The sequence below is a fragment of the Enterobacter sp. CP102 genome (assembly GCF_025152625.1).
In the GTDB taxonomy this organism is placed as follows: domain Bacteria; phylum Pseudomonadota; class Gammaproteobacteria; order Enterobacterales; family Enterobacteriaceae; genus Enterobacter; species Enterobacter soli.
In genome coordinates, this window is sequence record NZ_CP104014.1 from 2,184,645 (window position 1) to 2,207,994 (window position 23,350).

At 54.9% G+C, this 23,350-nt stretch carries 24 protein-coding genes; 15 read left to right on the forward strand and 9 right to left on the reverse strand.

Annotated elements, in window-relative coordinates; translation table 11 throughout:
* Positions 1-21: 21 nt before the first annotated feature.
* Positions 22-2,067, reverse strand: a complete 2,046-nt coding sequence (paaZ, locus tag N1249_RS10295) for a phenylacetic acid degradation bifunctional protein PaaZ (protein WP_259837457.1) — start codon at positions 2,065-2,067, stop codon at positions 22-24.
* 284 nt (positions 2,068-2,351) lie between these two features.
* On the opposite strand from paaZ, the gene paaA reads away from it, so the two are divergent.
* The 13 genes from paaA to paaY all read left to right on the forward strand — a co-directional run bounded on the left by paaA (position 2,352) and on the right by paaY (position 13,482).
* Complete coding sequence (gene paaA / locus N1249_RS10300) at positions 2,352-3,281, forward strand: 1,2-phenylacetyl-CoA epoxidase subunit PaaA (RefSeq protein ID WP_259837463.1); 930 nt, start codon at positions 2,352-2,354, stop codon at positions 3,279-3,281.
* Positions 3,282-3,293: 12 nt separating this feature from the next.
* The gene (paaB, locus tag N1249_RS10305) at positions 3,294-3,581 is read left to right on the forward strand and encodes a 1,2-phenylacetyl-CoA epoxidase subunit PaaB (RefSeq protein WP_003857353.1); all 288 of its coding nucleotides are present in this window, start codon (positions 3,294-3,296) and stop codon (positions 3,579-3,581) included.
* A gap of 8 nt (positions 3,582-3,589) precedes the next feature.
* Positions 3,590-4,336: a 1,2-phenylacetyl-CoA epoxidase subunit PaaC gene (gene paaC, locus N1249_RS10310; protein WP_259837464.1), complete on the forward strand. Its 747-nt coding sequence runs from the start codon at positions 3,590-3,592 to the stop codon at positions 4,334-4,336.
* An 11-nt stretch (positions 4,337-4,347) separates the two neighbouring features.
* Entirely contained in the window at positions 4,348-4,845 is a 498-nt protein-coding gene (gene paaD, locus N1249_RS10315) for a 1,2-phenylacetyl-CoA epoxidase subunit PaaD (RefSeq protein WP_259837466.1), read from the forward strand.
* Between the two features lie 7 nt (positions 4,846-4,852).
* The gene (gene paaE, locus N1249_RS10320; RefSeq protein WP_259837468.1) at positions 4,853-5,923 is read left to right on the forward strand and encodes a 1,2-phenylacetyl-CoA epoxidase subunit PaaE; all 1,071 of its coding nucleotides are present in this window, start codon (positions 4,853-4,855) and stop codon (positions 5,921-5,923) included.
* The gene (gene paaF / locus N1249_RS10325; protein WP_259837476.1) at positions 5,920-6,687 is read left to right on the forward strand and encodes a 2,3-dehydroadipyl-CoA hydratase PaaF; all 768 of its coding nucleotides are present in this window, start codon (positions 5,920-5,922) and stop codon (positions 6,685-6,687) included. Before paaE ends, paaF begins: the two co-directional genes overlap by 4 nt.
* On the forward strand, positions 6,687-7,475 hold the full coding sequence (paaG, locus tag N1249_RS10330; protein ID WP_259838073.1) for a 2-(1,2-epoxy-1,2-dihydrophenyl)acetyl-CoA isomerase PaaG: 789 nt from the start codon (positions 6,687-6,689) through the stop codon (positions 7,473-7,475). Before paaF ends, paaG begins: the two co-directional genes overlap by 1 nt.
* A 1-nt stretch (position 7,476) precedes the next feature.
* On the forward strand, positions 7,477-8,904 hold the full coding sequence (gene paaH / locus N1249_RS10335; protein ID WP_259837477.1) for a 3-hydroxyacyl-CoA dehydrogenase PaaH: 1,428 nt from the start codon (positions 7,477-7,479) through the stop codon (positions 8,902-8,904).
* On the forward strand, positions 8,894-9,316 hold the full coding sequence (gene paaI, locus N1249_RS10340; protein ID WP_014070176.1) for a hydroxyphenylacetyl-CoA thioesterase PaaI: 423 nt from the start codon (positions 8,894-8,896) through the stop codon (positions 9,314-9,316). The genes paaH and paaI overlap by 11 nt, the downstream gene beginning before the upstream one ends.
* Positions 9,316-10,518, forward strand: coding sequence for a 3-oxoadipyl-CoA thiolase (gene pcaF, locus N1249_RS10345; protein WP_259837479.1), 1,203 nt, complete (start codon positions 9,316-9,318; stop codon positions 10,516-10,518). The genes paaI and pcaF overlap by 1 nt, the downstream gene beginning before the upstream one ends.
* A 26-nt stretch (positions 10,519-10,544) precedes the next feature.
* Positions 10,545-11,861, forward strand: a complete 1,317-nt coding sequence (gene paaK / locus N1249_RS10350; RefSeq protein ID WP_259837481.1) for a phenylacetate--CoA ligase PaaK — start codon at positions 10,545-10,547, stop codon at positions 11,859-11,861.
* Between the two features lie 79 nt (positions 11,862-11,940).
* Complete coding sequence (gene paaX / locus N1249_RS10355; RefSeq protein ID WP_014070179.1) at positions 11,941-12,876, forward strand: phenylacetic acid degradation operon negative regulatory protein PaaX; 936 nt, start codon at positions 11,941-11,943, stop codon at positions 12,874-12,876.
* A 9-nt stretch (positions 12,877-12,885) separates the two neighbouring features.
* Positions 12,886-13,482 carry a phenylacetic acid degradation protein PaaY gene (gene paaY / locus N1249_RS10360; protein WP_259837484.1) on the forward strand — a complete coding sequence of 199 codons (597 nt, stop codon included), beginning with the start codon at positions 12,886-12,888 and terminating at the stop codon, positions 13,480-13,482.
* Between the two features lie 62 nt (positions 13,483-13,544).
* Here the strand turns inward: paaY and N1249_RS10365 are convergent, their stop codons facing one another.
* From N1249_RS10365 to N1249_RS10375, 3 genes are all read right to left on the reverse strand, one after another.
* A complete protein-coding gene (locus tag N1249_RS10365; protein WP_259837486.1) occupies positions 13,545-14,336 on the reverse strand; it encodes an MBL fold metallo-hydrolase in 792 nt (263 codons plus the stop codon).
* A 125-nt stretch (positions 14,337-14,461) separates the two neighbouring features.
* Positions 14,462-15,301 (reverse strand): MBL fold metallo-hydrolase, encoded by an 840-nt coding sequence (locus N1249_RS10370; protein WP_259837488.1) that lies wholly within the window; start codon positions 15,299-15,301, stop codon positions 14,462-14,464.
* 57 nt (positions 15,302-15,358) lie between these two features.
* Positions 15,359-15,880 (reverse strand): sugar ABC transporter, encoded by a 522-nt coding sequence (locus N1249_RS10375; protein WP_259837490.1) that lies wholly within the window; start codon positions 15,878-15,880, stop codon positions 15,359-15,361.
* A 165-nt stretch (positions 15,881-16,045) separates the two neighbouring features.
* Between N1249_RS10375 and N1249_RS10380 the strand changes: the two genes are divergently transcribed.
* The gene (locus N1249_RS10380; RefSeq protein WP_259837494.1) at positions 16,046-16,945 is read left to right on the forward strand and encodes a LysR substrate-binding domain-containing protein; all 900 of its coding nucleotides are present in this window, start codon (positions 16,046-16,048) and stop codon (positions 16,943-16,945) included.
* 140 nt (positions 16,946-17,085) lie between these two features.
* On the forward strand, positions 17,086-17,739 hold the full coding sequence (locus N1249_RS10385) for a LysE family translocator (protein ID WP_259837497.1): 654 nt from the start codon (positions 17,086-17,088) through the stop codon (positions 17,737-17,739).
* 231 nt (positions 17,740-17,970) lie between these two features.
* Here N1249_RS10385 and N1249_RS10390 read toward each other — a convergent pair whose 3' ends face one another.
* From N1249_RS10390 to N1249_RS10410, 5 genes are all read right to left on the reverse strand, one after another.
* Positions 17,971-18,861, reverse strand: a complete 891-nt coding sequence (locus N1249_RS10390; RefSeq protein ID WP_259837499.1) for an EcsC family protein — start codon at positions 18,859-18,861, stop codon at positions 17,971-17,973.
* A 341-nt stretch (positions 18,862-19,202) separates the two neighbouring features.
* Positions 19,203-19,421 (reverse strand): hypothetical protein, encoded by a 219-nt coding sequence (locus N1249_RS10395; RefSeq protein WP_259837501.1) that lies wholly within the window; start codon positions 19,419-19,421, stop codon positions 19,203-19,205.
* A 25-nt stretch (positions 19,422-19,446) separates the two neighbouring features.
* Positions 19,447-21,177: a SulP family inorganic anion transporter gene (locus N1249_RS10400; RefSeq protein ID WP_259837504.1), complete on the reverse strand. Its 1,731-nt coding sequence runs from the start codon at positions 21,175-21,177 to the stop codon at positions 19,447-19,449.
* 338 nt (positions 21,178-21,515) lie between these two features.
* Positions 21,516-22,106 (reverse strand): cysteine hydrolase family protein, encoded by a 591-nt coding sequence (locus tag N1249_RS10405; protein ID WP_259837506.1) that lies wholly within the window; start codon positions 22,104-22,106, stop codon positions 21,516-21,518.
* A gap of 39 nt (positions 22,107-22,145) precedes the next feature.
* Complete coding sequence (locus tag N1249_RS10410; RefSeq protein WP_259837508.1) at positions 22,146-23,348, reverse strand: MFS transporter; 1,203 nt, start codon at positions 23,346-23,348, stop codon at positions 22,146-22,148.
* Between the last annotated feature and the right edge of the window lie 2 nt (positions 23,349-23,350).

The window sequence follows — 23,350 nt, forward strand, 5'->3', positions numbered from 1 at the left end:
CCGGTCAAAGCGCGTAACGTCTTACTCTGCAAAATCGCCTTGCTGGCGCGCGACCAGCGTCAAAATGGAATAGAGGGCAACGGCTTGCTGATGCTGGTTGAAGATCTCAACCGCCCATTCCACCACGCCTGTCGGTTTTTCATCGGCGGCACGTTGTTTTTTCAGCGTTTTGCGTTTGCAGGTCAGGCGAACCTGAATGGTGTCGCCCGGCTTGACCGGCTCGATAAAGCGCAGGTTTTCCATGCCGTAGTTGGCAATCACCGGCCCCACGCCCGCATCCACAAACAGACCCGCAGCGGCGGAAATCAGGAAATAACCGTGGACCACGCGTTCGCCGAAGATAGACTCGGCCGCGCCAATCTTGTCCATGTGAGCGTAGAAATGATCGCCGCTCAGGCAGGCAAAATTGACGATATCGGCCTCCGTCAGGGTCCGGCGCGGTGTCAGCAGGCTGTCGCCCGGCTGTAGCTCCTCGAAGTATTTGCGGAACGGATGAACCCGGTCTTCCTGCACCTGTGCGCCGCGAACCCACTGCTTGCCGATCGCCGCCAGCATCGACGGGCTTCCCTGAATGGCCGTGCGTTGCAGGTAATGTTTTACCGCCCGCAAGCCGCCCAGCTCTTCACCGCCACCCGCGCGTCCCGGGCCACCGTGAACCAGCTGCGGCAGCGGAGAACCGTGCCCGGTAGACTCTTTGGCAGACTCTTCGTTGAGGATCTGAATGCGTCCGTGCGCGCGCGCCGCACCGGCAATAAACTGGCGGGCAATGGCTAAATCTGCCGTCACCAGCGTCCCGGCCAGGCTACCGCCGCCGGCGCGAGCAAGCTGCATGGCGTGGTCGGCGGTACGGTATGGCATCAGCGTGGCAACCGGGCCGAAGGCCTCGGTGGAATGGACCGCCGGGCTCTCATCCGGCTGTGGGCAGAAGAGCAGGGTTGGCGGGAAGAACGCACCTGCCGCCTGTATATCGGCTTTACCCCCCAGACGCACCTGGCAGCCAGCGGCAATTAGCAGATCCACTTTTTCCTGCACATCTGCACGCTGTTCGTGGTTGACCAGCGCACCCATTTTTACCCCTTCCTGTGCCGGGTCGCCCACTACCACTTTTTCCAGGCGGGCAATCAGCGCCTGGCTCACGGCATCGACCTGGTTTTGCGGCACAATGATGCGGCGAATAGCGGTACATTTCTGCCCGGCTTTGGCGGTCATTTCCCGCACCACTTCGCGGATAAACAGGGCAAATTCTGGCTGTTCCGGCGTCACATCGTCGCCCAGCACGCAGCAGTTCAGCGAGTCGGCTTCCATGGTGAACGGAATAGAGTTGGCGACAATGTTCGGATGTACGCGCAGGCTCTGCCCGGTGCTGGCGGAGCCGGTAAAGGTCACCACGTCCTGGCTGTCGAGCTGGCTCAGCAGATCCCCGGCACCGCCGCAAATCAGGCTGATTGCCCCATCCGGCACCAGGCCGCTGTCGACGATGGATTTCACCATCGCTTGCGTCACCTGCGCGGTGGCAGTGGCGGGTTTGATAATGGCGGGCATCCCGGCAAGCCAGGTCGGTGCCAGTTTTTCCAGCATTCCCCAGCAGGGGAAGTTAAAGGCGTTAATGTGTACCGCTACACCGGATTTGGACGTTAAGACATGGCGTGCAGCAAACCCACCTTCTTTTGACAGCGGGATCAGTTCGTCTTCCGGCCACAGCGTGTCGTCCGGCAGTTCGCGGCTGCCAAGGCTTGCGTAGGTGAAGAGGGTACCGATACCACCTTCGATATCGACCCAGCTATCGGCTTTGGTTGCCCCGGTTTGTGCCGACAGCGCATAGAACGCGGCTTTCTGGCTCAGCAGGTGTTTTGCCACCGCTTTCAGCATGGCAGCGCGTTCAATAAAGGTCATGGCGCGAAGTGATTCACCGCCGTGCTCAATGGCATAGCGGCGAGCCGCCGCCATATCCAGACCCTCGCTGGTCACTTCCCACAGTGCTTCGCCGCTAATGGCATGATGAATATGGCGCTCACGGCCCCGGCCAGACTGCCAGGCGCCGGACAAGAAGCTGGCTAACTGCTGCATTTCTTATCTCCAAGTGTTACGTGATTTCACTATAAATACTTTGATCGTGAATCATAAAAATCAAGCGATGTTTTAATGAATTGTTAACATTGTGATCTCGCCTGACGAAACGCCCGTCCATTCTTCTGCGTGCTTCCCCCGGATTTGAAAAGCCTTGCGAGCGATGTCACAAATTACACAAACGTTTCTTGGGGTAGTATTTAACCTTTGTGTAACTTTTAAGAAACGAAGTGATTCACCATTTCACTTAACGCAGCAAGTTAACGAATCATAAGGGTGATGATGTGACACAAGAACAACGCTTTGAGCAGCGCATAGCGCAGGAGACGGCCATCGAGCCACAGGACTGGATGCCTGATGCCTACCGCAAGACGCTGATCCGCCAGATTGGGCAACATGCGCACTCCGAAATTGTCGGGATGCTTCCTGAGGGGAACTGGATCACCCGCGCCCCAACGCTGAGACGTAAAGCGATCCTGCTGGCGAAAGTGCAGGACGAAGCCGGACACGGTTTGTATCTCTACAGTGCGGCGGAAACGCTGGGCTGCGCGCGGGAAGACATCTACCAGAAGATGCTCGACGGTCAGATGAAATACTCCTCCATCTTTAACTACCCGACGCTGAGCTGGGCCGATATCGGCGTGATCGGCTGGCTGGTGGACGGTGCTGCCATCGTGAACCAGGTGGCCCTGTGCCGTACCTCTTATGGCCCTTATGCCCGCGCGATGGTGAAAATCTGTAAAGAAGAGAGCTTTCACCAGCGTCAGGGCTTTGAAGCCTGCATGGCGCTGGCACAGGGCAGTGAGTCCCAGCGTCAGATGTTGCAGGACGCCATCAACCGTTTCTGGTGGCCGGCATTAATGATGTTCGGGCCAAACGATGACAACTCGCCAAACAGCGCCCGCAGCCTGGCCTGGAAAATCAAACGTTTTGGCAACGACGAACTGCGCCAGCGTTTTGTTGATAACACCGTACCGCAGGTGGAAATGCTGGGTATGACCGTACCGGATGCCGACCTGCGTTTCGACGAAGAGAGCGGTCATTACCGCTTCGGTGAAATTGACTGGCACGAATTTGACGACGTGATTAACGGGCGCGGCGTGTGTAACCACGAACGCCTGGCCGCAAAGCGAAAAGCCTGGGAAGACGGGGCGTGGGTGCGCGAAGCCGCACTGGTGCACGCAGAAAAACAGCGCGCCCGTCAGGTCGCATAAGAGGAAACAACAATGAGTAATGTCTACTGGCCGTTATACGAAGTTTTTGTGCGATCCAAACAAGGGTTGTCCCACCGTCATGTGGGGAGCCTTCATGCTGCCGACGATCGCATGGCACTGGAAAATGCACGTGATGCTTACACCCGTCGCAGCGAAGGCTGTTCCATCTGGGTGGTGAAAGCGAGTGAGATCGTGGCTTCACAGCCGGAAGAGAGCGGTGAGTTCTTCGACCCGGCGGAAAGCAAGGTCTACCGCCACCCGACGTTTTACACCATCCCTGATGGCATCGAGCACATGTGAGGTCAGGGATGAAAACGACAACTGCATATGCCCTGCGTCTGGGCGACAACGGTCTGGTGCTTTCACAGCGTCTTGGCGCCTGGTGCGGCCACGCGCCAGAGCTGGAAATTGACCTGGCGGTGGCCAATATCGGCCTGGATGTGCTTGGGCAGGCGCGTAATTTCCTGACGTACGCGGCAGAGCTTGATGGCCAGGGCGATGAAGACACGCTGGCCTTTGGCCGCGATGAACGCCAGTTCCACAACCTGCTGCTGGTGGAACAGCCGAACGGCAACTTCGCCGACACCATTGCCCGCCAGTACTTTATGGATGCCTGGCACGTGGAGCTGTTCAGCCGGTTAACCCAGAGCCGCGATCGCCAGCTGGCCGCCATTGCCGCGAAAGCGATTAAAGAAGCGCGTTATCACCTGCGCTTTAGCCGTGGCTGGGTGGTGCGTCTGGGCGCTGGCACGGAAGTGTCCGCACAGCGGATGCAGCAGGCGGTGGATAACCTGTGGCGCTTTACGGCAGAGCTGTTTGAAGCCGATGACGTTGAGCTGGCGCTGATTGAGGAAGGTATTGCCGTTGACCCTCGCGAACTGCGTCAGGGCTGGGAAAGCGAAGTGTTTGCCGGATTGCAGGAAGCCGAACTGCACGTGCCAGAAGAAGTGGCGTATCGCACCGGCGGCAAGAAAGGGCTGCACACCGAACACCTGGGGCCGATGCTGGCAGAGATGCAATATCTCCAGCGTGTCTACCCGGGTCAGCAGTGGTAAGGAGAGCGGTTATGCAACGTTTCGTCGAGATTGCGCCTGCGGAAATCCCGCAAATCTGGTCGCTGTTAAGCCAGATCCCGGACCCGGAAGTGCCGGTACTGACCATCACCGACTTAGGGATGGTTCGCAGCGTTACCGCACAGGGTGAAGGCTGGGTGATTGGCTTTACGCCAACCTATTCGGGCTGCCCGGCAACGGAACACCTGCTGGGTGCCATTCGCGAAACAATGACGGCGCACGGCTTTACCCCTGTGCATATCGTGTTGCAGCTTGAGCCTGCCTGGACCACCGACTGGATGACCGCCGATGCCCGCGAGCGTCTGCGTAAATATGGCATCAGCCCGCCCGTCGGCCACAGCTGCCACGCCCATGCTCCGGCTGAAGTCAGTTGCCCGCGCTGTGCCAGCACCGACACCTCGCTTATCAGTGAATTTGGTTCGACGGCCTGCAAGGCGCTTTATCGCTGCAATAGCTGCCGCGAACCTTTCGACTATTTCAAATGTATTTGAGGTTGCCATGACAACGTTTCACTCCTTAACTGTGGCAAAAGTAGAACCTGAAACCCGCGATGCGGTGACCATTACCTTTGCGGTCCCACAGGCATTGCAGGAGGCTTACCGCTTTCGTCCGGGGCAACACCTGACCCTTAAAGCCACGCTGGGCGGCGATGAACTGCGCCGCTGCTACTCTATCTGTCGCAGCGTGACGCCTGGCGAAATCAGCGTGGCCGTGAAAGCCATCGAAGGCGGGCGTTTTTCACGCTACGCCCGGGATGAGATCAAACAGGGCATGGCGCTGGAGGTCATGGTTCCGCAGGGGCACTTTGGCTACCAGCCACAGGCCGGGCGCGAAGGCCACTATCTGGCTATCGCTGCGGGCTCCGGGATCACCCCGATGCTGGCGATCCTGTCCGCCACGCTGACCACCGAGCCGAACAGCCATTTCACCCTGATCTACGGTAACCGCAGCAGCCAGAGCATGATGTTCCGTCAGGCGCTGGCTGACCTGAAAGACAAGTACCCGCAGCGCCTGCAACTGGTGTGCATCTTCAGCCAGGAAACCCTCGACAGTGATTTGCTGCACGGGCGTATTGATGGCGAAAAACTTCAGGCGCTGGCAAAGACGCTGATCAATTTCCGCCAGTATGACGAAGCTTTTATCTGCGGCCCATCGGCGATGATGGACGATGCCGAAGCGACGTTAAAAGCGCTGGGGATGCCGGAAAAAAACATTCATCTTGAGCGTTTTAACACACCTGGCTCTGGCGTGAAACGTACCGTCAGCGTGCAGGCGCAGGGACAAAAAGTCACCGTGCGTCAGGATGGCCGTGACCGTGAAATCACCCTGACCGCCGACGACGAAAGCATTCTGGATGCGGCCCTGCGTCAGGGCGCTGATCTGCCGTATGCCTGCAAAGGCGGCGTATGCGCCACCTGCAAATGCAAAGTGGTGCGCGGCCAAGTGGATATGGCAACCAACTACAGCCTTGAGCCGGACGAACTGGCTGCCGGATATGTGCTGAGCTGCCAGGCGCTGCCGTTAACCGCTGACGTCATTGTCGACTTTGATGCAAAGGGGATGGCATGAGCGAACTGATTGTCACCCGTCATGGCCGCGTGTTGCAGCTCACGCTGAATCGCCCGGCCGCGCGCAATGCCCTGAACAATGCGCTGTTGACCCAGCTTGCCACTGAACTGGAAGCCGCGGCGGTGGACAGCGGTATCTCGGCCTGCGTGATTTACGGCAATGAACGTTGCTTTGCCGCAGGCGCGGATCTCAACGAGATGGCGGAAAAAGATCTGGCCGCCACGCTGAATGACACTCGCCCCCAGCTGTGGGCGCGCATCAACGCCTTTCCTAAACCGCTGATTGCCGCCGTTAACGGCTTTGCGCTGGGCGCGGGCTGTGAGCTTGCGCTGCTGTGTGATGTGGTGATCGCCGGTGACAACGCCCGATTCGGGCTGCCGGAAATCACCCTCGGCATTATGCCGGGTGCTGGCGGTACGCAGCGTCTTATTCGCAGCGTGGGGAAATCGCTGGCCAGCAAAATGGTGCTCACCGGTGAAAGCATTACCGCGCAGCAGGCGCAACACGCCGGGCTGGTGAGCGATATCTTCCCTGCGCCGCTGACGCTGGAATATGCCCTGAAGCAGGCGGCGCTGATGGCGCGCCACTCGCCACTGGCGTTACAGGCTGCGAAACAGGCGCTGCGTCAGTCTCAGGAAGTGCCGCTACAGGCCGGGCTGGCGCAAGAGCGACAGCTGTTTACCTTACTTTCAGCCACTGACGATCGCCGTGAAGGTATCGAGGCTTTCTTACAAAAACGCACCCCCGACTATAAAGGACGCTAATTGTGGAATTTATTCTGAGTCAAGTAGAGCAAGGCGTAATGACCATTACGCTCAATCGTCCGGAGCGTTTGAACAGCTTTAACGATGTCATGCATCAGCAACTTTCCGAATGCCTGAAACAGGCCGAGCGTGATGACACCATCCGCTGTTTGCTGATAACCGGAGCGGGGCGCGGTTTTTGCGCCGGGCAGGATCTTAACGACCGCAACGTCGACCCGAACGGCCCGGCGCCGGATCTGGGGATGTCCGTGGAAACCTTCTACAACCCGCTGGTGCGCCGCCTGGCAAGACTGCCAAAACCGGTCATTGCCGCGGTAAACGGCGTAGCGGCGGGCGCGGGCGCAACCCTGGCGCTGGGTTGCGATATGGTGATTGCCGCGCGTTCAGCGAATTTCGTCATGGCCTTCAGCAAGCTTGGCTTAGTGCCGGACTGCGGCGGTACCTGGCTGCTGCCACGCGTGGCAGGACGCGCCCGTGCCATGGGTCTGGCGCTGCTCGGCGACAAACTGAGTGCCGAGCAGGCGCAGACGTGGGGGATGATCTGGCAGGTGGTGGATGATGAGCAACTCTCCAGCACCGCCCAGCAGATGGCGCTGCACTTTGCCTCCCAGCCGACCTTTGGCCTGGGGCTTATCAAGCAGGCCATCAACGCCGCTGAAACCAATACGCTGGATGCGCAGCTCGACCTGGAACGTGATTACCAGCGTCTGGCCGGACGCAGCGACGACTATCGCGAAGGCGTGAGCGCTTTCCTGGCAAAACGTACGCCGAACTTCACGGGGAAATAAGATGGTGATGAATATTCGCACTGTTGCCGTGATTGGCAGCGGCACGATGGGCGCCGGGATCGCCGAAGTGGCGGCCAGCCACGGCCATCAGGTCCTGATTTACGACATCGCCGCAGCCGCCATTTCGCGCGCCATTGACGGTATCCGTCAGCGCCTGGCCTCCCGCGTGACGCGCGGAAAACTGTCTGCGGATGCCAGCGGCCAGATCCTCGCGCGGCTCATTCCGGTAACCGATATTAACGCGCTTGCTGCGGCGGATCTGGTGATTGAAGCCGCTTCCGAACGCCTGGAAGTGAAAAAGGCGCTGTTTGCTCAACTGGCCGAGATTTGCCAGCCGCAGACGCTGTTGACCAGTAATACCTCGTCCATTTCCGTCACCGCGATTGCGGCAGATATCCATCATCCTGAGCGCGTGGCCGGGCTGCACTTTTTCAACCCGGCCCCGGTAATGAAACTGGTCGAGGTGGTCAGCGGGCTGGCCACATCCCCGGACGTGGCGGATGAACTGTGCGAACTGGCAACTAGCTGGGGCAAACAGCCTGTGCGCTGCCAGTCCACGCCGGGCTTTATCGTTAACCGGGTGGCGCGTCCGTTCTATTCAGAAGCCTGGCGTGCGCTGGAAGAACAGGTGGCCGCGCCCGAAGTCATCGATGCCGCGTTACGCGAAGGCGGCGGATTCCCGATGGGGCCGCTGGAGCTGACCGACATGATTGGTCAGGACGTCAATTTTGCCGTGACCTGTTCAGTGTTCAACGCCTTCTGGCAGGAGCGTCGCTTCCTGCCTTCGCTGGTTCAGCAAGAGCTGGTGCTGGCCGGGCGTCTGGGTAAAAAGAGCGGGAAGGGCGTGTACGACTGGAACGGGAATAAACCGGAAGTGAAGTGGCTCGATGCCGTCAGCGACAGCTATAACCCGATGAATACGCAACGAAGAAGTGACGGTGTCACAGAAATTGATGAGCTGCTGCTGATTGAAACCCAGGGGGAGACCGCCCAGGCGCTGGCGCTGCGCTTAAACAGCCCGGTGGTGGTGGTCGACCGGATGGAAGGCGATGTGGCGGTGATCGCCGCGGCCGCCAGTAACCCGCATTCGGCGACGCAAAAAGCCATTTTCTGGCTGCAACAGCAGGGAAAACGGGTGGTCCAGATTGCAGATTACCCTGGTCTGCTCATCTGGCGTACGGTGGCGATGATTGCCAACGAAGCGCTGGACGCCCTGCAAAAAGGAGTCGCCAGCGAGAAAGACATTGATACCGCGATGCGCCTTGGCGTGAATTACCCCTGCGGGCCGATTGCCTGGGGCGAACGTCTGGGCTGGCAACGTCTGTTAGCGCTGCTGGAAAACCTGCAACGCCATTACGGCGAGGAACGCTATCGCCCCTGTTCACTGCTGCGCCAGCGTGCGCTTCTGGAGAGTAGCTATGAGTCATAACGCCTGGCATAACGCCCGTACGATGTATGAACAGGATGCCTGCGCGCAGGCGCTGGGGATCGACATTATCGAAATGGACGAAGGGTACGCGGTGGTGACGATGACCATCACCCCGCAGATGCTCAACGGCCACAAAACCTGCCACGGCGGCCAGTTGTTCTCGCTGGCAGATACCGCATTCGCCTACGCCTGCAACAGTCAGGGGCTGGCGGCGGTGGCATCGGGCTGCTCCATCGACTTTCTGCGTCCGGGATTTGCCGGGGATAAGCTGACCGCCATCGCGCGGGTTAAGCATCAGGGCAAACTGACCGGCGTGTACGACATTGAAATCCAAAACCAACAACAAAAAACGGTCGCTCTCTTTCGCGGGAAATCTCACCGCATTGGCGGCAGTGTGACAGGAGAAGCCTGATGCGTGATGCATTTATTTGTGACGGTGTTCGTACCCCGGTGGGGCGTTATGGCGGTGTGTTGTCGGGCGTCCGTGCCGATGATTTAGGTGCGGTGCCGCTGCGTGCATTGCTGGCGCGCTACCCGCAGCTGGACGCAGAACGCATAGACGATGTGATCTTCGGCTGCGCGAATCAGGCCGGGGAAGACAACCGCAACGTGGCACGTATGTCGGCGCTGCTGGCCGGGCTGCCGCAAACGGTGTCTGGCACCACGATTAACCGCCTGTGCGGCTCCGGGCTGGATGCCATTGGCTTTGCGGCACGTGCGATTAAAGCAGGCGACGGCGATCTGCTGATTGCCGGCGGTGTGGAGTCAATGTCCCGCGCCCCGTTTGTGATGGGCAAAGCGACATCGGCATTTCAGCGTCAGGCGGAGATGTTTGATACCACCATCGGCTGGCGATTTGTGAATCCGCTCATGCATCAGCAGTTCGGAACTGACAGTATGCCGGAAACGGCGGAGAATGTAGCTGAATTGTTAAATATTAGCCGCGCCGACCAGGATGCCTTCGCGCTGCGTAGCCAGCAGCGTACCGCGCTGGCCCAGCAAAACGGCATTCTGGCTCAGGAAATTGTGCCGGTGCTGGTGGCGGGCAAAAAAGGGGCCATAACGGAAGTCAGCGTTGATGAACATCCGCGCGAGACGACCCTGGAGCAGCTTGCCGCGCTGAAAACGCCGTTTCGTAAAAACGGTGTGGTCACGGCGGGGAACGCCTCCGGCGTGAACGACGGCGCGGCAGCGTTGATTATCGCCAGCGAGCAAATGGCGCTGGCACAAGGTTTAGTGCCACGCACGCGCATTGTGGCAATGGCAACGGCAGGCGTCGAACCGCGCCTGATGGGGTTAGGGCCAGTTCCGGCGACCCGTAAAGTGCTGGAGCGTGCGGGGCTAAGTATTAACGATATGGATGTCATTGAGCTTAACGAAGCTTTTGCTTCGCAGGCGCTGGGTGTGTTGCGTCAGCTGGGCTTACCGGATGATGCCGCGCATGTTAACCCGAACGGGGGGGCGATTGCGTTAGGCCACCCGCTCGGAATGAGCGGTGCCAGGCTGGCGCTGGCAGCGAGCAACGAATTGCACCGACGCAACGGGCGCTATGCGCTTTGTACGATGTGCATCGGTGTGGGTCAGGGCATTGCCATGATCCTTGAGCGTGTTTGAGCGAAATACAATGTGAGTACCCTACAATGACAAATACAACAAAGCTTGATCCGATCGAAACCGCGTCCCTTGATGAGTTACAGGCCTTGCAGACTGAGCGCATGAAATGGACGCTGAACCATGCTTATAACAACGTGCCAATGTACAAACGCAAGTTTGATGCGGCGGGCGTTCACCCTGATGATTTCAAAGAGCTGGCCGATATCCGCAAATTCCCGTGCACCACTAAACAGGATCTGCGCGATAACTACCCGTTCGATACCTTTGCCGTGCCGATGGAGCAGGTGGTGCGTATCCACGCCTCTTCCGGTACGACCGGCAAGCCGACGGTGGTGGGTTACACCCAGAATGACATTGATACCTGGGCTAACATCGTCGCCCGCTCCCTGCGTGCCGCAGGCGGCAGCGCGAAAGATAAAATCCACGTGGCCTACGGTTACGGGCTGTTTACCGGCGGGCTGGGCGCGCACTATGGCGCAGAACGTTTAGGGGCCACGGTGATCCCGATGTCCGGCGGCCAGACCGAGAAACAGGCGCAGCTTATCCGTGATTTCCAGCCGGACATGATCATGGTAACGCCGTCTTACTGCCTCAACCTGATTGAAGAGCTGGAGCGCCAGATGGGTGGCGATGCCAGCCAGTGCTCCCTGCGCGTGGGCGTGTTTGGCGCCGAGCCGTGGACGCAGGCCATGCGCCGCGAAATCGAAAAACGTCTGGGTATTACCGCGCTGGACATTTACGGTCTGTCAGAAGTGATGGGCCCGGGCGTGGCGATGGAATGCATTGAAACCGCCGATGGTCCGACAATCTGGGAAGACCATTTCTACCCTGAAATTGTTAACCCGAACGATGGCACGCCGCTGGAAGATGGCGAGCTGGGCGAACTGCTGTTCACCACGCTCACCAAAGAGGCATTGCCGGTGATCCGCTATCGCACCCGCGACCTGACCCGTCTGCTGCCCGGTACGGCACGCACTATGCGCCGTATGGACCGGATCAGCGGTCGCAGCGACGATATGCTGATTATCCGTGGCGTAAACGTCTTCCCGTCGCAGCTGGAAGAGGAGATCGTCAAGTTTGAGCACCTGTCTCCGCACTACCAGCTGGAGGTGAATCGTCGTGGTCATCTTGATTCGCTTTCTGTGAAGGTTGAGCTGAAAGAGAGTAGCCTGACGTTGACCCACGAACAGCGCTGCCAGGTGTGCCATAACCTGCGCCACCGCATTAAGTCGATGGTGGGGATCTCAACGGACGTGACTATCGTTAACTGTGGCAGTATCCCGCGCTCCGAAGGCAAAGCCTGTCGCGTGTTCGACCTGCGTAAAGTGGCCGCCAACGGCTAACCTTAACCCCTCTCTCCTTAGGAGAGAGGGGTGTTTTAAAACTGTGCTATGATTCATCCAGGAAAAAAATCACAACAGAATGAATCACATGAATAAACTCGACGCCTTTATCCAGCACGCTGTCAGCTCGGTTCCCATCAGTGGTACTTCGCTTATCTCTTCCCTTTATGGTGATGCGCTTTCCCATCGCGGTGGCGAGATTTGGCTTGGAAGCCTTGCCGCACTGCTCGAAGGGATGGGCTTTGGCGAACGTTTTGTGCGTACCGCGCTGTTTCGCCTCAACAAAGAGGGCTGGCTGGATGTCTCCCGCATCGGGCGTCGCAGTTTTTACCGCCTGAGCGATAAAGGGTTAAGGCTGACTCGTCGCGCGGAAAATAAAATCTACCGTGCCGAGCTGCCCGCCTGGGACGGTAAATGGCTGTTGTTATTGTCTGAAGGGCTGGATAAAACCACCCTCGCTGACGTGAAAAAACAGCTGATCTGGCAGGGGTTTGGCACGCTGGCCCCGAGCCTGATGGCGTCCCCCTCACAGCATCTGGCAGATGTGCAGTCGTTGCTGCATGACGCGGGGGTGGCGGAAAACGTTATCTTTTTTGAAGCCCATTCACCGCTGGCGCTTTCCCGTGCGGCTCTGCGTTCGCGTGTGGAGGAGTGCTGGCAACTGACTGAACAGAATACGATGTACGAGGCGTTTATCGACTCCTTCCGCCCGTTGCTGCCGCTGCTGAAAGAGGCTGCGCCGGAAGAGCTGACGCCGGAACGTTGCTTCCAGATCCAGCTGCTACTGATTCACTTTTATCGTCGTGTTGTGCTTAAAGATCCGCTGCTGCCGGAGGAGTTGCTCCCGGCGCACTGGGCAGGACAAAGCGCAAGACAGTTGTGCATTAATATCTACCAGCGCGTAGCGCCGGGGGCGCTGGCGTTTGTCAGCGAGAAAGGTGAAACCTCGGTAGGCGAATTGCCTGTGCCTGGCACGCTCTATTACCAGCGCTTTGGTGGCCTGAATATCGCATAAGGAGTGGGGATGCCTGTTTATCAAATTGACGGCCTGACGCCGGTTGTACCTGAAGAGAGTTATGTTCATCCGACCGCCGTGCTGATTGGCGATGTGATCCTGGGCAAAGGGGTGTTCGTTGGCCCGAATGCCAGCCTGCGCGGGGACTTTGGTCGTATCGTGGTGAAAGATGGGGCGAATATCCAGGATAACTGCGTGATGCACGGTTTCCCGGAACAAGACACCGTGGTGGAAGAGGATGGACATATCGGCCACAGCGCCATTTTGCATGGCTGTGTCATCCGGCGTAACGCGCTGGTGGGGATGAATGCGGTGGTGATGGACGGGGCGGTGATCGGCGAAAACAGCATTGTTGGTGCTGCGGCATTCGTAAAAGCGAAGGCAGAGATGCCGGCGAACCATTTGATTATTGGCAGCCCGGCGAAAGCGATACGTGAACTCAGCGCTCAGGAAATCGAGTGGAAAATGCAGGGGACACGAGAATATCAGGTTCTGGTTGAACGCTGTAAGCTGACCATGCACCAGGTCGAGCCGCTGCGTGAAGAAGAGCCTGGCCGCAAACGGCTGGAGTTTGATGAGAATTTACGTCCGAAGTCCGCAGGGTGAGGGCGTAAGTTTGTTAATTTGAGGTCCGCTTTTTAGCAGAAGCGGACCTTATTCACTGCGAACTATCTGAGGCAGGAAATATATTTTTCACCTGAGCGACGCACAATATCATCGGCATTTTCTGTGATATTTCTTCCTTCAAACGCGCCGTACAATTTATTAAATTTTACCGTACTCAGACGCTGGATAATATCACCGACCGTCGTGGCTGGCAGCGGCAACAAATTGGGGTAACTCCACATAAAGGAGACGGCGCGTGCACCTGGGGTAACCTGAACGATGTCACCGGAAAGCACCACGCCGTCTTCTCGCGCCCAGTGCAAAACACAGCCGCCAGCGAAGTGCCCACCAAGCCGTATCACATGAACGTCACGGGTCAGTTCGAGTGTGTCGCCATCCCACCAGGTTATCCAGGGACTGCTGCGCATGACCCACCGGCTATCACTGGCATGAAGGTAAATAGGGGCGTGAAATTCTTCGGCCCAGTCCTGCATGGTGGTGTAGTAATGAGGGTGCGATATTGCGATAGCCTTAAGCCCACCCAGGGCAGTTATGAGCATTTTCGTGGCATCGTCGAGCGTGGCGATGCAGTCCCACAGTATATTGCCCTGCGGGGTGCGCAGAATAAATGCGCGCTGATTAATCGCAAAGTCAGGGACGGTGCGGATGCTGAAAAGATCGCTTTCGTGTTGTCTCCATGTATTTGTGTGTGACGCACAAATCTCGTCAAAATTGATCCATTTCTGCCCGGCCCTGGGGACGAACTGGCGTTCATCTTCGCAAATATCACAATGTTCTGGATGGATATCGGTTATTTCATAGGATGTACCACAGGTTTTGCATAACGTGATCATTGAGTCCTCGACATTCTTCCGTTTTCGTTAATAGCAAGGGAATGGCGCGCTTCATATTTGATAAAAAACACCATTAGCCTGGCACACAGCGACAGGAGAATGTGCCTGTTAGTGCTGCCACTCATTCATTGCTCAGACCAGGCCATGCGGTATCCAGTACCCGCCCTGTGGATACGGGCAAAGCCTGCCTGGCCTAAGTGCATACCTGCAATGAGCATTTTTTTGCTGGCAGCTTTTTCCATAATATTCTTCCTTGTTTCTTCGGCCTGAGCGGGATCGGTGTCGAATAAAATAGAAACATCCGGGTGCGCGGACTGAATATGCGGATAGTGGACGATGTCTCCCCATATTAATAAGCATTGGTCATCCGCCTCGATTTGAAACCCTGTATGCCCGGGCGTATGGCCCGGTAACACTACCGGGAGAATAGCGCCTGCTATTTTATCCCCGTTAAAAAAACGCAGCTTCTGCGCATAAGCGTTTAACGTCTGGCGGGCCAGCCTGAAATTACGTTGCGCGCGTTCATTCGCCATGCTGAGTTTTTCATCATCCTGCCAGTGTTGTGCTTCAAGAGGATGAAGCATTATTTCAGCACGCTTAAAAACCGGCTGTTTTTCAGGATCCAGCAGACCACCAATATGGTCCGGATGGCAGTGCGTTAATAAAACAGTGTCGACGTCGTCGGGGCTGACGCCTGCTGCTGCAAGGCTTGCGATGAGCTGCCCCCCTGCATTGCTCAGCGGCCCGGCGCCAGCGTCGACCAAAATGACCCGACCCCGGCCACGGATAAGGTAACAGTTGATATGGATATCGCCTGGTTCAGCGATTCCTGCACTCTTTTGAATGGCGTTCGCATCAGCGTTTTCAATGCCTGACAGTAATTCCAGACTGGCTGACATCGTGCCGTCGCTCAGAGCCGTTATCTGAAAATCTCCAGTGTGCCGGAACGGAAGGGGGTGGCTCATTATTACCTCGGGAGTTGTTGTGGGCGAACAGGTGTTCTGCTCAGGAAGCAATCGGTGTTATTCAGCACGCTGCAATTGCGGAGTAAGAGGCACATAGAGGTACACCCCGGGCATATCCGTAAACAGGGCGCTATGCTCAACAGGTAAAACATAAGCAACGCGATAGTCAGGGGATTTATCCAGCCCCGCCGCACGCATTTCCAGCCCCCGATATCCCATTTCTGTTGCTAAAAAGTCTATTGGCTTTGCGCTCAATAGCAGCCTTTCATCAGAAGATATGGCTGGAGCAAGGTCTTCAGCTTCATACAGATTACGGTGCCAGTCCGTAATGCAGGCCTGCCAACGCGCGAAATTACCGCCTCCTTTTGAAGCGTAATCATCACTGGTGAGTGTGTCTGCATCTTTAACAGTATGAATGGCAAGGTAAACAGGGCAGCCGGGTGAGACGGCACGAAAGCGTTGTGATGTCGCGAACCCGGTAACAGACAGCAGTGCAGGTAATTTTTGCTGGCTGTAGAAGGCATTCCATTCTGCCTCGCTTTCAGCATCGTTATACGAACATTCCACGGTATACCACATCAGTTCATCTCCACATGAGTTACAGGCGCAAGCAAAAACAGTTGCTCAATGATTTTTCATCATGCTACAAGCTTGTTTTACGGTGTAAAATCGATAATAAGTCATGCTTTAGTGATATTTACTCAATAAGAACAGGTCGCAGGCTCAGTGCAAGGAACAGGTGGTATGCGCAGGAAAATCCCCAGTAGTGCGTCACTTCAGGCGTTTGATGCCGCCGCAAGGCACGGTAATTTTGCCCGCGCCGCGGAGGAGTTATCCTTAACAGAAGGGGCTATTAGCCGTCAGATTGCGCGACTTGAAGCCTTGCTGAACTGTAAGTTGTTCGATCGTGTGGGGAGTCGGGTAAAGCTTAACCCTGTCGGCACGCGCTATGCCCATCACGTGCGTGAAACGCTCGACAGGCTCGAAAGGGATACACAGTACATCATGGGAATGCCTGAGGGCAGTAAGAGCCTGGATATCGCCGTGCTGCCGACCTTTTCCAGCCGCTGGCTTATTCCCCGTCTTAACGGTTTTACCTCTTTATTCCCGGATATTACGTTAAATATCGCGGCCAGAACGGATCCATTTATTTTGCCGGGAAGTGGCTTTGACGCGGTCATTCATTTTGAACACTCCGCATGGGCAGGGATGCGAACGCAATTTCTGTTTCAGGAAAATCTGGTGCCTGTTTGCCATCCGACACTGTTGACCAGTCATGACGTCAATCATCAGTTAAACGAACTGCCGCGCATCCACCGTCGGCAGAATCCTGATGCATGGCATCACTATGCCCGGGAAAGTGGAATACACCTTGATAATCCGGCGCAGGGAGTGCGGTACGATCTTCATGAAATGGCCATCGCTGCCGTGTTGGCAGGACAGGGCGTAGCACTGGTGCCGCGTATGTATGTCGAGAAGGAATTGAACTGCGGCCTGCTTGTTTCACCCTGGCCGGCTTCAGACAGGCTGAGCAAACGATTCTGTTTAGTCAAACCGACAGAAACGGGAATCAATGATGCCGCGCTGGATAGCTTTGAACGCTGGTTGCTTGCGGAAATGAATACGCTTACAGGCACTGCGTAATGTTGAATGATGACGTTCGGGTCCACGGAATGGTTAACTTGTCCGTTTGGTGCCAGAAGCGGACGTTGCAGTACATTCCGCTTTCGACTCGCATCGGGCTGAGGTAACGTAGCGGAAATATTTTTTCGGACTCTACCAGGATGCCTTCCATCGAAACGTTTGTAACTTTCCTTCTCGCGCTAACGCTTCTGGAGATTTCTCCGGGGCCAGATATGATGCTAACTATCGCCAGAGGAGTCGGTCAGGGAAGACGCATTGCACTGCTTACGGTACTGGGTAATGTATTTGTAGCAGGCTTTGTGCAAGTTTCTTTTCTTGTCCTGGGGCTGGTAACCGTTGTTCATGCCTGGCCGGTTGCGCTAGATCTGTTAAGGTGGGCTGGTGCGGCTTATCTAATGTGGCTGGGCATAAAAATGATTGCGACTTCAGGCACTGATACGCGGCTGCGGAAAACATCAAAAATTTCTGACTGGAATGCTGTAAAGGAAGGCGCCCTGAACAGCCTGACTAACCCAAAATCCCTGCTGTTTATGTTTGTTTTTCTTCCTCAGTTTGTCGATCCCGCTGCGGGTCCTGTCTGGCTGCAATTGCTTGTTCTGGGCAGTATCCAGAAACTGGCAGGAATTGTTTCCCTGGGGTCAGTCGCGATGGCATCAGGAACATTTGGAAACTGGCTAGGTAAACACCCTGCCTTTATCAAATGGCAGGAGCGATTTACTGGTGTTGTCATGGTCGCGCTGGGAATCAGAATGCTCTTTGGCGGTTCAGGTGTGGTATCAGTACAAGAAAAATAAAAGCACCTTGCCTGCTCGGCAAATTAAGTGCAATGTCCGCTCTTCGCTCATAGCGGACCATCAACTCAGTTGCTTGGTCCGCTTCTTACCAAAAACGAAGTTGGTATTTTTTGCCAGGTTGAAAGTTGACTACTGAATTATCTGTTAAACCTGCAGCTATTCAGATTCAGTGATCGTTTATGAAACCATTCTTTCATATGGAAAAAGAGTCGAAGAACGACCCATTTTTACTCATTCGAAAACCGGATCGCCGTCGCCGGGCAAAAAATCATCTGCAGGTTTTACCGTGATATCAATTACAGACGGATCGTATTTCATTGCGAGGAAGCGCTCGCGATAAAGGTGGTAGGCCGCATCGCAGACGTTACTGGTGAAATAGGCGTTATAACCGCCGCCAACGGCCGCCCCTGCGATAGGAATCGTTTGGGCCAGTTTTGCTTTAGTGAGACGAATCCCCAGACTGTTGGCAATCTGCTTAATAATCTTCACAAATACTTGTTTTTCCAACTCTTCCCAAACTACTTTCTTGGCGACCTGCTGCGATATTTTTACCAGTTGCGCCATGGCTACGTTTTTCGCCATAGCTGATGAAGCAGATGAAAGCCCCAATATGTTAAAGGCAAAAAGCCGTTCTTCCTGACGGGTGATATCAAAACCGTAATACGTCGCATACTCTCCGATTGCTCGCAGATTCAATGTAATGAGGGTAGGTATATCGATGGTTATCCCTGCAATCCCCATCATGCCCGTGCCTGCACCTTCCGCTAGTGCAATGCCCTTGTATTTAGCTGCCAGCCAGCCGACGGTTTTATCGATGTCCTCAAGACGTAACGTTTCAATATCTTCGTAGTTATTGATGTGGACATGCCCGTCATTACGGAACTCTTCGAAAATCGCCTCTGGTCGCACTGACCACAGTGCGGCATCGTTACAGACACCCACCAGACCCTGCACAGAAGATTGAATGGCTTCGCCGACGACAGGCGTTGAAAGAACCAACTCTCCGGCGCTGTTTAGAGGTTTGCTGATTAACTCAAATGATTTAGTCAGAAAACCTTGCTGTGGGTTTTTCCAGTCGTGGATTTGCTGAAGTGCATTTTTATCGTAAGCGATCAGTTCCATTTTTTCTCTTGCCTGAGTCATCAGTGTTTGTATGACGTGAATTTGATATTAATGTTATCGGCAATAAAAACACAAAGATGAGTAATTTAAAGTTCTTTTGAAGATAGATCGCAAAAAGAAAGGGAGGGTCTAGAAGGATGCTGGATTGTGAGGTTCATAGATGGAAAAGATCACTTTGACATTTTAAAGCTGTATGACTTGCATTTACGATTGTACAACGTCCGCTCCTCGCTCATAGCGGACCTTCAGCGTCACGAGCTTTTCTGCTATGTGCCAGAAACGAACATTGATGGACTAATGCTAAACCCTGGTGTAGCGAGGAACGTGTATCTGACAGATTCCTATTCTATACGTTTCACATCAGGATGACGCTCAGTTGCTGCTTCATGGAAAATATCGCCCAGCCAGCCCGGTATCTCGTCTTCCGTCATATTGTCTGGAATAGCAATGTCGTAAAGCCGGGAGAATTTTCGTTCCGTCAGGTCTGCGCGGAATACCAGCCAGCGACCATCTTCACGCTTGACCCCTATATGTCGTCCAAAAACGTTGTAGATCAGCACTATTGGCCTCCTTTCAAGAATTGTGTCACTGGGATGGTACATCACCGTCTGATTCACCCTCACTTGCACTCTCTTTGCTTTGAATGAACCGGAGTGCCAGATAGAGGTCTGGTGCCAGAAGCATGTCATCATCATTCATTGTTGGACGACTTTCTTTAAACCAGCGTGTTAGTTCCGTTTTTCGGCCCGCAAGGATTAGCTTAATTTGTCGACTTTTCAGGTCACGCTTTAACTCATTAATGGTGGCCAGCACACTGATATCTGAATAGGTGAAGCAGGCAACGGCATCAATAACCACCCATTTCGGTTGCAATGCTGCACCATCAACTAAGTTCAATACCCGACGTTTAAAATAAGCCACATTAAAATAGGTCAACGGGGAGTTGAATCGATACATCAGTACGCCCGGGACCATTTTAATATCGGTTGTATTACCCAATGAGTGAATCATTCCATTTTCGTCAGTTCCCAGTAAGTGCTCAGAGGGGCGGAAGACTGTTCGCAGGAACTGTAACAGGCCAAGCAATACCGCAAGGCCGATCCCCTGAATAACGCCGATAATTAACACACAGCCAAACGTGAAGAAGGCCAGGCGAAATGCCTGTTTATTTCTTCGCCTCAGGTTCCATAGCCCACGTAAATCAATCAATGACCACGACGCATACATTAGAACGATACCTAATGCAGAAACCGGAATAAACTGTAATGGCTGAGTGAAAAATACCACCACGATACCGATGAGCAGGGCGGCGACCACGGAAACCAGCTGACTTTTTCCCCCCGTTGAATCATTCACTGCGGTTCGGGAATCGGCTCCACTGATAGCAAACCCCTGAGATAATCCAGACATGATATTCGCAATGCCCAGAGCCCTGAACTCAGCATCAGCATTAATGTCATAGCCATTTTTCGCGGCAAAGCTGCGGGCGGTCAGCATCAGACTGACAAAGCTGACCAACGCCAGGTTAAGCGCCGGGATCACTAAATCACGCATCGGACCTGGCTGGAAGGCCGCCCAGTTAACGACGGGTAAACCAGGCTGGAAACCTTCACCTCCAATAGTGGCAATCCCATAATGTTGAGCAGATGTTCCCCACACCAGCGCCGTTGTTATCGCAATGGCAATCAACGGTGCAGGCCAGTTGCTGCGATACGTTTTGATAACTATTAAAATAACTAGCGTTAAAAGCGATAACCCTATGGTTAATAGATGGCTGTCTGCAATTTGGCCAGGCAGGGCAATTATTTTCTCAATAACCTGCGCCTCATCAAGCTTGATCCCCAAAACCTTACCTAATTGCCCGACAATAATCGTCACGGCTACGCCATTAAGCAAACCAGTGAGAATGGGATGAGAAAGCAGATCGGCAAGGGCACCGAGGCGAAATTTACTGGCAAGCAGACACCAGCCGCCCATCATCAATGTCATGATGATCGTCAGTTGCCAGTGCAGTTCAGGATTGCCTGCTGAAAGGGGAAACACCACGGCCGCAATCACAGCGCAGGTTGTTGCATCAGGGCCGACAATCAGCTGACGTGAAGAACCAAACAGTGCATAAGCTATCATCGGTAAAACACAGGAATACAGGCCTACAATTGCCCCAACGCCCGCCAACTCAGCGTAAGCAATTGCAACCGGTAGTGCGACAGCCGCAACAGATAACCCGGCTTTAACATCATGTTTTAGCCAGCCCTTATCGTAGGCTAATAAATTCTGTAAACCTGGCATGTAGTTTAATAAAAATTTACCGAACACGTTATTCTCCGGATATTGCTCTCACCCACGCAATGTTGACACACTTCTGAGTGAGGTTATGGTTTTCAAATGCTTCCGGAATGAGATAGCTGCTGCTCCGGCCATAATGACACTGCAACACGTATTATTCTGACTGGTGTTAAACATAGTTCAAAAACTGCCGCTTAGCCGGAGTGGACCTATTTTGTGAGCGATTATTCCTTAGCAGAATAGTTGGATTTATTTAAGCGTTTTTCTGGATAAATTTTAGATGGCCAGCTTCTCGTTAATATCAGTCGTTCTGGCCTTCAGTCATACCGCACCTTACTGACGATTACGGTGTTGGACACCCAGCTTTATTATATCCAACAATCTGATATTTCAGATGAACGGGTCACAATGGCGTGTTGCGGCAGGATTTTTTCGAGTAAAAATAAATGCGTGTCATGATCCGGATCGGCACAGCAATCACTCGCAACCATCAGGCGGTAATCCAGGTCAAAAGCCTGCCCGACCGTAGAAAGCACCACGCCACTGGTAGTGACACCCGCCAGGATCAAGGTATCGATGTCCTGCGCACGAAGCACCATCTCAAGTTCGGTAAATGAGAATGCACCCACCCGGCGTTTCACAATGACTACCTCATTTTCAGCCGGAGCGACACCAGCATGAATGGCCGTGCCTTCACTTCCGGTCATAAAAATCCCATTATTTTTAATCGACGAGAAAATAGTGTTGTTTTGGCTGACTTCGGGGTATCCCTTGCGAAACTCAACACTGACATAGATCACCGGCACGCCTGTGGCGCGCGCGGAGGCGATCAGTGATGCGGTGTGACGAATAACGTCTCTGGCGCGCTCTTGCGGGAGGAAGTTGTTGAGGATGATGGTCTGAAAATCCATTACCAGCAGGGCGCTTTTTTTATCGATATTATTGAGTTGAGTCGTCATATGATCTCCGAAATATACAGGTGAGGGGGAATGCAGTGATCAGCGTGTAACTGACGTGCGATGTATTTTGAAATTCCAGAACGCGCCCAGTAGCAGGATGCAGCTGGTTGCCAGAAACACGGCCCACATTCCGATATGGCCACCGATCACGCCGCCTGTCAGTGGCCCGATGAACTGGCCTGCGAACTGTGCGGCTACGGAATAACCGAGAATGCCTCCCACCATTCCTTCGGGTACGCGATGACGTATCACCGCCGCAATGCAGGGCAGTAATCCACCCAGCGCCAGCCCCATAAGGAACCGCAGCGCAATAAGCTGCCAGCCCGAGGTGACAAATGCCTGAGGGATTAGCAATAAGCCGGCAGCAGTCAGCGCCAGCGTGATAATGCGCAAATGTCCTATCCTGTCGGCCAGCTTCCCAAGCCAGGAGGCAGAAATGATGCTGCCCAGAGCCGCGGCAGCCATCACGTAGCCCGCCACTTGCGTTATCTGAGAAGCGTCACTGACAAGGGTACGCACATAGACCGTAATAATGGGTTCTATCGACATATTGGCCAGCATCAGCAACATGCCGGCGCAAAGCATACAGACAATCACCGAACGGGCCGGTAGCTGCGACCAGCTCACTTGCGTTTTTGCCGCGCTATAAGCGGATTTTTGCCTCTCTTCGCGGATGAGCGTTAGGGTCATGATAAAGGCCAGAAATATCAACGCGCCCGCACAGAAAAATGTGGATCGAATACCGATCAGACCTGGCAGCCACCCACCGGCAAGTGGGCCAACAAGGTTGCCGGCCATGACGCCGGACGAAACAATCCCCAGCGCCCAGGCGGCACGCTCTCTGGGAGCCTGGACGGCGATAAGGATTGTCGCGCCAGAAGAGTAGCCGCCAGCCAGGCCAACGAGTAATCTCAGACCAACAAGTTGCCAGATGTTTGTCACCATCCCCATCAGCGAAACCGTCACCGCCATTCCCAGGCTTGCTCTCACGAGCATCGATTTGCGTCCATACCTGTCACCGAGTCTACCCCAGACAGGGGCGACCAACCCGGCGGTAATAAACGTTGCGCTGAATGCCACACCCGACCACTGCACAACAGCTGCGTGCCCGCTAACACCCAGGTCTTCGACATACAGGGGCAGGAACGGCAGCATCAGGGTCATTGCGAAGACGGTTGAGAACGAGCCAATGAAGCAAACGATCAGGTTTCGCTGCCAAAAGCTGTTATAGAATTGGGTCATGA

Coding starts and splice junctions, on each gene's coding strand:
- paaZ (WP_259837457.1), bottom strand. CDS start 2,067: ATGCAGCAGTTAGCCAGCTTCTTGTCCGGCGCCTGGCAGTCTGGCCGG.
- paaB (WP_003857353.1), top strand. CDS start 3,294: ATGAGTAATGTCTACTGGCCGTTATACGAAGTTTTTGTGCGATCCAAA.
- paaC (WP_259837464.1), top strand. CDS start 3,590: ATGAAAACGACAACTGCATATGCCCTGCGTCTGGGCGACAACGGTCTG.
- paaD (WP_259837466.1), top strand. CDS start 4,348: ATGCAACGTTTCGTCGAGATTGCGCCTGCGGAAATCCCGCAAATCTGG.
- paaE (WP_259837468.1), top strand. CDS start 4,853: ATGACAACGTTTCACTCCTTAACTGTGGCAAAAGTAGAACCTGAAACC.
- paaF (WP_259837476.1), top strand. CDS start 5,920: ATGAGCGAACTGATTGTCACCCGTCATGGCCGCGTGTTGCAGCTCACG.
- paaH (WP_259837477.1), top strand. CDS start 7,477: ATGGTGATGAATATTCGCACTGTTGCCGTGATTGGCAGCGGCACGATG.
- paaI (WP_014070176.1), top strand. CDS start 8,894: ATGAGTCATAACGCCTGGCATAACGCCCGTACGATGTATGAACAGGAT.
- pcaF (WP_259837479.1), top strand. CDS start 9,316: ATGCGTGATGCATTTATTTGTGACGGTGTTCGTACCCCGGTGGGGCGT.
- paaK (WP_259837481.1), top strand. CDS start 10,545: ATGACAAATACAACAAAGCTTGATCCGATCGAAACCGCGTCCCTTGAT.
- paaX (WP_014070179.1), top strand. CDS start 11,941: ATGAATCACATGAATAAACTCGACGCCTTTATCCAGCACGCTGTCAGC.
- paaY (WP_259837484.1), top strand. CDS start 12,886: ATGCCTGTTTATCAAATTGACGGCCTGACGCCGGTTGTACCTGAAGAG.
- N1249_RS10365 (WP_259837486.1), bottom strand. CDS start 14,336: ATGATCACGTTATGCAAAACCTGTGGTACATCCTATGAAATAACCGAT.
- N1249_RS10370 (WP_259837488.1), bottom strand. CDS start 15,301: ATGAGCCACCCCCTTCCGTTCCGGCACACTGGAGATTTTCAGATAACG.
- N1249_RS10375 (WP_259837490.1), bottom strand. CDS start 15,880: ATGTGGTATACCGTGGAATGTTCGTATAACGATGCTGAAAGCGAGGCA.
- N1249_RS10380 (WP_259837494.1), top strand. CDS start 16,046: ATGCGCAGGAAAATCCCCAGTAGTGCGTCACTTCAGGCGTTTGATGCC.
- N1249_RS10385 (WP_259837497.1), top strand. CDS start 17,086: ATGCCTTCCATCGAAACGTTTGTAACTTTCCTTCTCGCGCTAACGCTT.
- N1249_RS10390 (WP_259837499.1), bottom strand. CDS start 18,861: ATGGAACTGATCGCTTACGATAAAAATGCACTTCAGCAAATCCACGAC.
- N1249_RS10405 (WP_259837506.1), bottom strand. CDS start 22,106: ATGACGACTCAACTCAATAATATCGATAAAAAAAGCGCCCTGCTGGTA.
- N1249_RS10410 (WP_259837508.1), bottom strand. CDS start 23,348: ATGACCCAATTCTATAACAGCTTTTGGCAGCGAAACCTGATCGTTTGC.